The 11,852-nt window shown below is 70.1% G+C and carries 9 protein-coding genes; 7 read left to right on the plus strand and 2 right to left on the minus strand.

From position 1 onward, the window contains the following. Positions 1-72: 72 nt before the first annotated feature. From smc to ffh, 4 genes are all read left to right on the plus strand, one after another. The gene (gene smc, locus ACWGST_RS00530; RefSeq protein WP_452044689.1) at positions 73-3,672 is read left to right on the plus strand and encodes a chromosome segregation protein SMC; all 3,600 of its coding nucleotides are present in this window, start codon (positions 73-75) and stop codon (positions 3,670-3,672) included. A gap of 61 nt (positions 3,673-3,733) precedes the next feature. Further along, positions 3,734-4,609, plus strand: a complete 876-nt coding sequence (ftsY, locus tag ACWGST_RS00535) for a signal recognition particle-docking protein FtsY (RefSeq protein WP_452044690.1) — start codon at positions 3,734-3,736, stop codon at positions 4,607-4,609. 29 nt (positions 4,610-4,638) lie between these two features. After that, on the plus strand, positions 4,639-5,127 hold the full coding sequence (locus ACWGST_RS00540; RefSeq protein WP_452044691.1) for a hypothetical protein: 489 nt from the start codon (positions 4,639-4,641) through the stop codon (positions 5,125-5,127). A gap of 60 nt (positions 5,128-5,187) precedes the next feature. After that, positions 5,188-6,765: a signal recognition particle protein gene (gene ffh / locus ACWGST_RS00545; protein WP_452044692.1), complete on the plus strand. Its 1,578-nt coding sequence runs from the start codon at positions 5,188-5,190 to the stop codon at positions 6,763-6,765. Positions 6,766-6,842: 77 nt separating this feature from the next. Here ffh and ACWGST_RS00550 read toward each other — a convergent pair whose 3' ends face one another. Next, positions 6,843-7,643 (minus strand): spermidine synthase, encoded by an 801-nt coding sequence (locus ACWGST_RS00550; RefSeq protein ID WP_452044693.1) that lies wholly within the window; start codon positions 7,641-7,643, stop codon positions 6,843-6,845. Positions 7,644-7,677: 34 nt separating this feature from the next. Continuing rightward, positions 7,678-8,823, minus strand: coding sequence for a glutamate--cysteine ligase (locus ACWGST_RS00555; RefSeq protein ID WP_452044694.1), 1,146 nt, complete (start codon positions 8,821-8,823; stop codon positions 7,678-7,680). A 145-nt stretch (positions 8,824-8,968) separates the two neighbouring features. Between ACWGST_RS00555 and ACWGST_RS00560 the strand changes: the two genes are divergently transcribed. The 3 genes from ACWGST_RS00560 to ACWGST_RS00570 all read left to right on the plus strand — a co-directional run bounded on the left by ACWGST_RS00560 (position 8,969) and on the right by ACWGST_RS00570 (position 11,852). After that, positions 8,969-9,631 carry a GntR family transcriptional regulator gene (locus ACWGST_RS00560; RefSeq protein WP_452044695.1) on the plus strand — a complete coding sequence of 221 codons (663 nt, stop codon included), beginning with the start codon at positions 8,969-8,971 and terminating at the stop codon, positions 9,629-9,631. A gap of 90 nt (positions 9,632-9,721) precedes the next feature. Then, a complete protein-coding gene (locus ACWGST_RS00565) occupies positions 9,722-10,903 on the plus strand; it encodes a branched-chain amino acid ABC transporter substrate-binding protein (RefSeq protein ID WP_452044696.1) in 1,182 nt (393 codons plus the stop codon). Positions 10,904-10,961: 58 nt separating this feature from the next. After that, positions 10,962-11,852, plus strand: coding sequence for a branched-chain amino acid ABC transporter permease (locus tag ACWGST_RS00570; protein WP_452044697.1), 891 nt, complete (start codon positions 10,962-10,964; stop codon positions 11,850-11,852).

An 11,852-nucleotide genomic window follows, 5' to 3' on the forward strand; every position in this document is an offset into this window, starting at 1 on the left:
ATCCGCTCGGGTACGCTTTTGCGAGGTATCCGCAGCAGTGGTATCCGCACTGAACGAGCCGCACGGGGGGCCATGTACCTGAAGAGCCTGACGCTCAAGGGCTTCAAGTCCTTCGCTCAGCCGACGACGTTCGCCTTCGAACCAGGCGTCACCTGCATCGTCGGCCCCAACGGCTCGGGCAAGTCCAACGTCGTCGACGCCCTCGCCTGGGTCATGGGCGAGCAGGGCGCGAAGACCCTGCGCGGCGGCAAGATGGAGGACGTCATCTTCGCGGGCACCTCGACCCGCGGCCCGCTCGGTCGTGCAGAGGTGAGCCTCACGATCGACAACAGCGACGGCGCGCTGCCGATCGAGTACACCGAGGTGACGATCTCGCGCACGCTGTTCCGCAACGGCACGAGCGAGTACGCCATCAACGGCGACAACTGCCGGCTGCTCGACGTGCAGGAACTGCTCAGCGATTCGGGCCTCGGCCGCGAGATGCACGTCATCGTCGGCCAGGGCCAGCTCGACCAGGTGCTGCGGGCGACGCCCGAAGACCGCCGCGGCTTCATCGAAGAGGCGGCGGGCATCCTGAAGCACCGCCGTCGCAAAGAGAAGACGCTCCGCAAGCTCGATGCCATGCAGGCCAACCTCACCCGCCTCTCCGACCTCGCGGGCGAGATCCGGCGGCAGTTGAAGCCGCTCGGTCGCCAGGCCGAGGTCGCCCGCGAGGCCGCGACCATCGCAGCCGTCGTGCGCGATGCGAAGGCGCGACTGCTCGCCGACGAGGTCGTCGGCCTCCGCCGCGCGCTCGACGAGCACGGCAAGAGCGAGCACGAGCGCCACGCCGAGCGGCTCGTGCTGCAAGACCAGCTCGAGCGGCACCAGGCCAAGGTCACCCGCCTCGAACAGGCGCAGATCGGCGACGCCGTCGATCGGGCACGCTCGACGACCTTCGCGCTCGAACAGGCGCAGGGGGCACTGCGCTCGCTCGATTCGCTCGCCCGGCAGCGCATCGCACTGCTCGGCAGCGCGGCAGAGCAGACGGATGTCTCGCCCAGCGTCACCCGTTCGATGATCGACGAGGCGGTGGCCGAACTCACCGGTATCCGCGATGGCGTCGGCCACGCGGCATCCGCTCTCGACGACGCGCACGAGGCGACCATGCACCGCCGCGCCGAACTCGACACGGTCGACGAGGGCATCGCCCGGCAGAGCGCGCTCGTGTCGGCGTACGACCTCGAACTCTCCAAACTCACCGGGCAGGCCGACACGGCGGCCTCGAAGCTCGCCGCCGTGCGCGGCGAGGTGCTGCGCCACGAGAACGCCCTCGCTGCCTCGGCCGAGCGCCGCGCGTCGGCCTCGGCCGCGCTCGCCGCCGCCGAGGCCGAGGCCGACAACGGCGAGACCGCCGAGACCGACCTCGACGAGGCGTTCGAGCTCGCTCAGGCCGCCGTCTTCGAGGCCGAGGCCGAGATCGAACGCATCCGCGAGGCGTTGCACGAACGTGAACGCGAACACGGCGCCCTCGGCGCCCGCACCCAGGCGCTCTCGCTCGCCCTCGACCAGAAAGACGGCTCGGCCGCGCTCGCCAAGGCGGGCGTCAGCGGGGTGCGAGGCCTGCTCGCCGAGGCGCTGCAGGTCGAGCCCGGCTACGAGGCGGCGATCGCCGCGGCCCTCGGCTCGCTGAGCGACGCGGTGCTCGTCGACGACCGGGCGGCGGCGTTCCGCGCCCTCGAGCATGCCGAACGCGGCGAACTCGGTCGGGTCGCCCTCGCGCTCGCCGACGCCGGCGCCGAACCGGCGCGGGCCGCTCCGATCGACGGGCTCACCGCGGCATCCGACATCGTCACCGCGCCCGCCGGTGTGCTGGGCCTGCTCGCCGAAGTGCTCATCGCCGACGACCTCGCGGCTGCACGTGCCGTGGAGCCGGCGCTCGCCGCACGTGCAGAACCGGCCACCGTCATCACGAGAGACGGCACCGTCGTCGGCCGCTACGTGCTGCGCGGCGGCTCGGGCCGCAAGCAGAGCCGCATCGAACTCATCGCCGAACGCGATCGCGCCGCCGCCCGCCTCGACGAGGTGCGCGCCGAGATCGAGCGCGCCCGCTTCGAGCTCGCCGAGCAGCGCCAGATCGTGGAGCAGTCGAAAGACCAGTCGAAGCGAGCACTCGCGGCGCTGCGCGAATTCGACGCGCAGCTCGCCCAGCGCACCGAGCGGCTGAACCGTGCTCGCGTGCAGGCCGAGGCCGCCGACGCCGACTCCGAGCGCCTGCGGCAGGCCGCGGCGCTCGCCGAAGAGCGCGTCGCCGAGGCAGAGCAGCTTGCGACCGCCGCCAAGATCGCGCTCGAGGGGGCGCGCGCCGAACCGCGACCGGTGCTCGAGACGGACGCCCGCGACGGCGCGCTCGCCGCCCTCGAGACGGCCCGCGAGGCCGAGGTCGAGGCGAAGCTGCGGCTCGAGACGGCGAAGGAGCGGGTGCGCGCCGAAGAGGCACGCATCCGTGCCATGGAGGCCCAGTTCGAAGCGGAGCGACAGGCCGCAGCGGATGCCGCGCGCCGGGCCGTGATCCGCCGGGCACAGCTCGAGGCGGCGACCGGGGTGGCCGACGAGTTGCCCGCAGTGCTCGCCTCGGTCGACGCGTCCGTCGCCGAAGCCCGAGTGGCGCTCGGCCGCGCCGAAGCCGAACGCGCGAGCCGCAACGAAGAACTGCAGGCGGTGCGCCGCGAAGAGGCCGCCGTGCGCGAGCGCCTGCAATCGGTCACCGAAGACGTGCACGGGCTCGAACTGCGCATCTACGAGAAGAAGCTCCACGTCGCCGGCCTCGTCGAGCGCGCCGAGTCGGAGCTCGGGCTCACCGAAGAGGTGCTCGTCGATGAATACGGGCCCGAGCAGGGGATCCCCGTGGATGACGCGGATGCGGACGCGGGCGAGGGCGATGACGCAGGCGAGGGCAGGGGCCTCGGTGACGCAGGCGGTGCCGGTGGCCTTCGCCCGTTCGTGCGCGAGGAGCAGCAGCGGCGTCTCGCGCAGGCCGAGCGCAAGATGGCGCAGCTCGGGCGCGTGAACCCGCTCGCGCTCGAGGAGTTCGCGGCGCTCGAGCAGCGCCACCTCTTCCTCACCGAGCAGCTCACCGACCTCGCCAACACCCGGAAGGATCTGCTGACGATCATCGAGGAGATCGACGGCAAGATGGAGTCGATCTTCCGCAGCGCATTCGACGACACGCAGGCGGCGTTCGCCGAGGTGTTCCCCGTGCTCTTCCCGGGCGGTGTCGGCAGCATCACGCTCACCGACCCCGAGAACATGCTCACGACGGGCATCGAGGTGAGCGTGAAGCCCGCGGGCAAGAAGATCGAACGGCTCTCGCTGCTCTCGGGCGGCGAGCGCTCGCTCGCCGCGGTCGCGCTGCTCATCGCGATCTTCAAGGCCCGCCCGAGCCCGTTCTACATCATGGACGAGGTCGAGGCGGCGCTCGACGACGCGAACCTCGGGCGATTGCTCACGACCATGGAGTCCCTGCGCGACGACTCCCAGCTCATCGTGATCACCCACCAGAAGCGCACGATGGAGATCGCCGACGCGCTCTACGGCGTCTCGATGCGGCAAGACGGCGTGTCCGCGGTCGTCGGGCAGCGCGTGCGCGACGAGCGCGAGGGCCGCGAGGGCCGCGAGGCGAAGGCGAGCTGAGCCGACTCGTGCCGTCGGGCGCACGGCGGCCCGCGACATCCACTGCCCGTAGGCTGGTGACATGGCAGAACGTGCATCCTGGTCGCTCGGCGCGGCACTCCGCGGGGTCTTCGGTGCGAAGACGATCGACGAGGACACGTGGGACGACCTCGAGTCCGCACTGATCCGGGCCGATTTCGGCCCCTCGGTCACCGAGGAGATCGTCGGGCAGATTCGCGCGCAGGTCGAGCGGTTCAAGACCACCGACCCCAAAGACGTGCAGCGGATGCTCCGTGAGATCGTCGAGGAGCGGCTCGCGAAGTACGACCCCACGCTGAAGCTCACCGAGCGGCCCGCCGTCGTGCTCGTGGTCGGCGTCAACGGCGTCGGCAAGACCACGACCATCGGCAAGTTCGCGCGGTTCCTCCGCACCTTCGATCGCACCGTCGTGGTCGGCGCGGCCGACACGTTCCGCGCTGCGGCGGTCGACCAGCTCGCGACCTGGGCCGAGCGCGCCGGCGTCGGCATCGTGCGCCCCGAACGCGAGGGGCAGGATCCCGCGTCCGTCGCGTTCCAGACGGTCGAGCAGGCCAAGCGCGACGGCACCGAGATCGTCATCATCGACACCGCCGGTCGCCTGCACACGAAGGGCGGGCTCATGGACGAGCTCGGCAAGATCAAGCGCGTCGTCGAGAAGCAGGCGCCGATCAGCGAGGTGCTGCTCGTGCTCGACGCGACGACGGGCCAGAACGGGCTCGCGCAGGCCGAGGCGTTCATCGAGCACGGCGGGGTCACGGGGCTCGTGCTCACGAAGCTCGACGGCAGTGCGAAGGGCGGGTTCGTCCTCGCGGTGCAGGAGAAGACGGGTCTGCCGATCAAGCTCATCGGGCAGGGCGAGGGCATCGGCGACCTCACGGGATTCACGCCGCACGTCTTCGCACAGAAGCTCGTCGGCTGAGGCCGGCCACACCAGAGGGAGAGCGGCAGATGGCCACCGAACACGACTACTTCGGCGTCGTCGGCGAATACTGGTCCGAGACGATCGAGTACGCCGACCAGCGCGTCGAGGTCGTCCTCGAGACCGAAGACGACGAGGTTCCGCTTCCGGCACTCGATGCCGCGGCGGCACTCGTGAGCGAGCTCGAGTTCGCCGACGATGAGGTGCGCAACGCGTTCGTCAGCCAGCTCGATTCGGGCGGTTCACCCGCTGCGAGGTTCCTCAACGTGCTGCTCGACCCCGATTCGGACGTCGCCGACGAGATCGAGGACGCGATCGGGCGCGACTCGGGAGACCGGCAGATCGACGCGCTGCGATCGATGACGCTCGTACGCGTCGACCTCCGCCCCGAACTGTTCGGCGAGGGAGAGGCGTTCGCGGAGTTCGAGTACGCGTTGGCGCCCGACGAGACCGACGAGCGGCTCATCGCGACGATCGACGTCGGCCGCGACATCGTCGACGCGCGTTTCGAGGGCTGACCTCGCCGCCCTCGGGCGGCGCGGAAGAGGCATCCGCCGTCGCCTAGAATCGAAGGCACCATGGCTACCTTCGGAAACCTGTCTGACCGCCTCGCCGAGACCTTCAAGAATCTCCGCACCAAGGGCAAGCTCTCCGCGTCCGATGTCGACGGCACCGTTCGCGAGATCCGTCGCGCGCTGCTCGACGCCGACGTCTCGCTCGACGTCGTCAAGGCGTTCACGGCGCACGTGCGCGAGCGCGCGCTCGGCGACGAGGTCAACAAGGCGCTGAACCCGGCCCAGCAGGTCGTGCAGATCGTCAACGAAGAGCTCATCGCGATTCTCGGCGGTGAGCAGCGTCGCCTGCAGTTCGCGAAGAACCCGCCCACGGTCATCATGCTCGCGGGCCTCCAGGGTGCCGGCAAGACCACCCTCGCGGGCAAGCTCGCGAAGTGGCTCGCGAAAGAGGGGCACACGCCGCTCCTCGTCGCGGCCGACCTCCAGCGCCCGAACGCCGTGAATCAGCTGCAGGTCGTCGGCGGTCAGGCCGGCGTGCCGGTCTTCGCCCCCGAGCCCGGCAACGGCACGGGCGACCCCGTGAAGGTCGCGAAGGACGCGGTGAAGCACGCCGAGCGCGCGCTGCACGACGTCGTCATCATCGACACCGCGGGTCGTCTCGGCGTCGACGCCGAGCTCATGAAGCAGGCATCGAACATCCGCAAGGCTACGAACCCCGACGAGGTGCTCTTCGTCATCGACGCGATGATCGGTCAAGACGCCGTCACCACCGCGAAGGCCTTCCAAGAGGGCGTCGACTTCACGGGCGTCGTGCTCACCAAGCTCGACGGCGACGCGCGCGGCGGCGCCGCGCTCAGCGTGGCCTCCGTCACCGGTCGCCCCATCATCTTCGCGTCGACCGGTGAGGGCCTCGACGACTTCGAGCCGTTCCATCCCGACCGCATGGCGAGCCGCATCCTCGACCTCGGTGACATCCTCACGCTGATCGAGCAGGCGCAGTCGGCGTTCGACGAAGAAGAGGCGATGAAGGTCGCCGAGAAGTTCGCGACCGACACCTTCACGCTGAACGACTTCCTCGGCCAGATGCAGCAGCTCCGCGGCGCCGGCTCCATCAAGAAGATGCTCGGCATGCTGCCGGGCGCGGGCGGCATGAAGCAGCAGCTCGAGAACTTCGACGAGCGCGAGATCGTGCGCACCGAAGCGATCATCCAGTCGATGACGCCCGCCGAGCGCGAGAACACGAAGCTCCTGAACGGCTCGCGGCGCCTGCGCATCGCCAAGGGTTCGGGCATGACCGTCACCGACGTGAACCAGCTCGTCTCGCGCTTCGAGCAGGCCGCGAAGATGATGAAGACCGTCGCCCGCGGCGGCGTGCCCCAGATCCCGGGCATGGGGCCGCTGCCCGGCGGCGGCAGCCACGGCGGCGGAAAGCGCCAGGCGGCGAAGGGCAAGAAGAAGTCGGGCTCACGCTCGGGCAACCCCGCGAAGCGAGCCACCGAGAACGCGGCGATCGCCTCCGGCGCGACTCCGGGCGCTGCGACGGCGCCGACCGGTTCGGGCTTCGGCCTGGGCGGCGGCGGGGCGAAGGCCGCACCGAGCGAGGAAGAGCTCGCGGCCCTGCAGAAGATGCTGCGCCGCTAGGCAACGCCGGCCACCGCTCGGCCACCGCTCGGCCGTTCGGTCGCCGGACCGCTCGCGGTCGGGTCGCCGGGCTCCGGCTATGCGTCGTGCCGAACGACTCCCGCGAGCTCTTCGAGCGCCGGGCCGTCGACGACGGTCGCGCCGGTCGCAACCGACAGCGGGTCAGTCGCGATCCACTGCGCGACCGATTCAGGGTCGAGCGGATGCCGCGAGCCCACGATGATCGTATTGCCCGGCGCGACCCGCTGGAGCACGGCCTCGGAGCCGATCACGAGCACCTCTGGCAGCAGATCGAGCACGGCGGCGAGGGTGTCGTCCGTCACCTGCGGTTCGGCGCCGTTCAGGCAGTTGACGACCAGCACGCCGCCCGGCGCGAGCACCCCGACGAGTTCGGCGAAGAACTCGATCGTCGTGACGTGGCGCGGTGCGGCTCCGCCCGAGAAGACGTCGACGAGCACGAGGTCCCACTGATCGTCGCCCCCGCCGGCGAGCCGCTGCACTTCGGCGCGGGCGTCGCCGACCGTGAGTTCGATGGGAGCGCCGGCGGGCAGCGGCACGTGGTCCGTCACGAACGCGAGCAGTTCGGCGTGCAGTTCGACGACGCGCTGCCGGCTCTGCGGGTGCATCGCGTGCACGTACCGGGGCAGGGTGAGGGCTCCACCGCCGAGATGCAGCACGGCGGGCGCCTCGCCCGGCAGGGTGGCGAGCACGGCGGCGATGCGCCGGATGTACGGCAGTTGCAGGTCGCGCGGGTCGTCGGGGTTCACGTGCGACTGGGTGACGCCGTCGACGACGAGGGAGTACCCGCCGTTCGTGCCGCGATCGGGCTGCAGTTCGGCACGGAAGTCGGCGGTCTCGAGCATCGGGGGAGTCTGCACCCCTCGACACTAGGCGATGGGTCCGGCGACCGTCTCAGCCCTGCGGAACCCCGTCGCGCAGCTCGCGCGCGAGGTGGGCGACGACGGCCCTGAGGTCGCCGCCGGCGGCCTCGGCGACGCGCAACTGCCGGGCATAGCTCGCACCGGAGTCGAGCATGGCGCGCACCCCCTGCAGCTCGTCGGCGCAGCGGAGACGCTCGGCGAAGGGCGACAGGGTCGTCAGCAGCTCGAGCAGGTCGTCGGCGACGGGACGCTCGGTGCCCGAGGCATCCGTGATCACCTCGGCGGCCAGGCCATAGCGGGCCGCGCGCCATTTGTTCTCCCGCACGTACCAGGGCTGCAGCACCGTGAGCGCGTCGCCCGCGTCGAGGCGGGTCGACATCCATTCGACGAGGCACTGCACGAGGGCGCCGATCGCGGCGATCTCGGCGGCCGTCGAGACGCCGTCGCAGACGCGCACCTCGATCGTGCCCCACTTCGGCGAGGGGCGGATGTCCCAGCGCACCTCGCTGTGGTCGTCGATCACGCCCGTGCGCACGAGGTCGTCGACGAAGCGCTCGTAGGCGGGCCAATCGGCGAGCTGGTAGGGCAGCCCCGCGGTCGGCAGCTGCTGGAACATGAGGGCGCGGTTCGAGGCGTAGCCGGTGTCGACGCCCGTCCAGAACGGACTCGACGCCGAGAGCGCCTGCAGGTGGGGCAGGTACGTGACGAGTCCGTCGAGGATCGGCAGCGCCTTGTGGCGGTCTTCGATGCCGACGTGCACGTGCACGCCCCAGATCATCATGTTGCGCCCCCACCAGCGGGTGCGCTCGATGAGCTTGTGATAGCGCGGCTTGTCGGTGACCCCCTGGTCGTACCACTGGCTGAACGGGTGCGTGCCCGCGCAGATCAGCTCGTAGTCGCCGAGCCCGTCGATGACGGCGCGCACCTCGGCGAGCTGGCGCTCGAGGTCGCCGACGGCGCCCGCGACGCGCTCGTGCACGCCGCTCACGAGCTCGACGGTGTTGGTCAAGAGCTCAGAGGTGATGAATGGATGCTGCGCGCCCATGCTGCCCGCTCCGAGCGCGTCGAGCACCGCTCCGGCGAGCGGGGCGAGTTCGCCGGTGGCGCGATCGACGATGGCGATCTCCCACTCGAGACCCACGGTGGAGCGAGCCGATCGTGCGAAGTCGATCGTCATGCGGTGCGCCCCCGTTCCGCCCCTGTCGCCGGTGCACGCACATCATGCCACGGCAGGCCGGATCCGCGATGGCACGCGGGTCATGCAGCGCCATTTTCGAGGCATCCAACTACGCTGTGGTGCATGACACATCAGGGGAGCGGTCATGAATGACACGTCGCTGCTGGCCGAGGTCGTGAGCCTCCGCGAACAGGTCGAGCGCGCGCTGTCGTCGCGCATCGTCGCCGGGGAGTACGAACCGGGCACCGTGCTCACCGTGCCCACGCTGGCTGCCGAGTTCGGCGTCAGCGCCACACCCGTGCGCGAGGCGATGCTGAACCTCGCTCGCCGGGGCTTCCTCGCCCCGATGCGCAATCGCGGGTTCCGCGTCACCGAGGTGTCGCTCGGCGAGCTGCGGCAACTGCGCGAGGTGCGGTTGCTGCTCGAGGTGCCGCCGATGCATCAGCTCGCCGGGCAGGTGAGCGACGACGCCGCCGAACGGCTGCTCGGGCTCGCCGCAGAGATCGTCACGGCCGGCGACGAGGGCCGGTTCCAGGACTATCTTGAGGCCGACACGGCCTTCCACCTGAGCCTGCTCGAACTGACGGGCAACCAGTTCCTCGTGTCGCTCGTCGGCGAACTGCGTCAGCAGACCCGGCTGACGGGGCTGGTCGAGCTTGCCGAGACGGGGGCGCTGACCGAGTCGGCGCTCGAGCATGCCGAGCTCGTGCAGTTGCTGCGCAACGGCGAGGGCGATGCAGCGGCCGAGTTGATGCAGCGGCACATCGGGCACGTCGGCGGCATCTGGAGCGGCGAGCACGAAGACTGAGCCTGCACGAGCTTGCGCACGACGCTCCGAGCAGTAATATGTCACGTATCGCCATTCGGCGATGAGGCACTGTACTCGAAGGAGAGTCACATGCAGTTCGGATCTCGGCGCCGCGGGCGCCTTCTCCAGGTCGCCGTCGCAGCCGGCGTCCTCGCGCTGACCGCTGGGTGCTCGAGCGGTCTCGCCGGCGGCGGCACGGAGGCCACCGACGACGGACCCATCAAGTTCGGAATGCTCGCACCCTTCTCGGGCAGCGAGTCGGCCTTCGGCGTCTACATGCAGAACGGCGCCCAACTCGCAGTGAACGAGATCAACGCCGACGGCGGCCTGCTCGGCCGCGACCTCGAACTCGTCGTCGAAGACGACGCCTGCGACGCGACGACCGCGGTCTCGGGCGCCAACAAGCTCGTCACGGAAGGCGTCGTCGCCTCGGTCGGCGGGTACTGCTCGGGCGCGACGCTGCCCACCCTGCCGATCTTCGACGAAGCCGGCGTACCGATGGTCATCCCGGCGGCGAACTCGAACGAACTCGTCGACCAGGGCCTGCCCGGCGTCTTCCTCATCAACGGCACCGGCGACCAGCAGGCCGAGGCCGCCGTGACCTACGCCGAGAAGATCGGCGCAACGAACGTCGCCGTGGTCGACGACGCGACGAGCTACTCGGCCGACCTCGCCGGCGCGTTCACCGAGCAGGCGGAAGCCGCCGGGCTGACCGTCGTCTCGCACGAGACGATCACCCCCGGTGAGAACGACTACTCCGCGGTCGCGACGACGCTCGCGAGCCAGAAGCCCGACCTCGTCTACTGGACCGGCTACTACCAAGAGGGCGGCCTCATCGCCCGGCAGTCGCAAGACGCCGGGTACGACGGCGTCTTCCTCGTCGCCGACGGCTCGGTCGACGCCAAGTTCGCCGAGATCGCGGGCGAGGGCTACACCGAGAACGTCGTGGGCACCTTCACCCAGACGCCCGACATGATCGAGGGCGCCGACGAGTGGATCGCCGACTACGAAGAGCTCGCCGGCGACCCGCCCGGGCCGTACTCCACCCAGGCGTACGACGCCGTGCGCGTGATGGCGCAGGCCATCACCGATGCCGACAGCACCGAGTTCGACGCGGTCGTCGCGGGCCTCGAGGGTCTCGACGGCTTCGACACCTTCGCGGGGCCGCTCACCTTCACCGACACCCACACGCTGTCGGGCGGCGGATTCGTGATCGTCGCCATCGACCCGGCGACCGGCACCTTCGTGCTCAAGGACGACCTGCAGGGTTGACGCTTCGGGGCGGGGCTCCGGCCCCGCCTCGACTCGTCGCCGGAAGGACACCTCTGCAATGATGCAGCTCATCTGGAACGGTCTCATCGTCGGATCGTTCTACGCCCTCGTCGCGCTCGGCTACAGCATGGTCTACGGGATCATCAAGCTCTTGAACTTCGCGCACGGCGACATCTACATGCTCGGCGCGTTCGTCGGGTTCTTCACGCTCTCGGCGTTCGGCATCTCGAACGAGACCTCGATTCCGCTGCTGCTCGTGATCCTCCTGCTCTCGATGGTCACGACGGGTCTCATCGGCGTCGGCATCGAACGCATCGCGTATCGCCCGCTTCGCAGGAGTCCGCGGCTCGCGGTGCTCATCACGGCGATCGGCGTCTCGTTCACGCTCGAGTACGGCGTGCGCCAGATCTTCGGCCCCAACCCCGAGGCGTTCCCGATCCGGCTCGAGTCGAGCGGGTTCGACGTGCTCGGCATGCGCGTCACGGCATCGCAGATCGTGCTCGTCGTCATCGCCGCAGCGCTCATGCTCGTGCTCGCCCACATCGTCGAGCGCACCCGGCAGGGCCGCGCGATGCGGGCGATCGCCCTCGACCCGACGGGTGCCCAGCTCATGGGCGTCAACGTCGACCGGGTGATCGCGATGGTCTTCTTCATCGGCTCGGCACTCGCGGGAGCCGCGGGCGTCATGGCCGGGGCGTACTACGGCTCGATCGACTTCCTCATGGGGTTCATCATCGGCCTGAAGGCCTTCACCGCGGCCGTCATCGGCGGCATCGGCAACCTCTACGGCGCCATGCTCGGCGGCGTGCTGCTCGGCATGCTCGAGTCGTTCGGCTCGGCCTGGTTCGGCGGCGAATGGCGCGACGTGTTCTCGTTCGGCTTCCTCATCCTGTTCCTGACGCTGAAGCCTACGGGCCTGCTCGGCGCCCGCGTCGTGGAGAGGATGTGA

The sequence above is a fragment of the Agromyces sp. NPDC055520 genome, assembly GCF_053619715.1.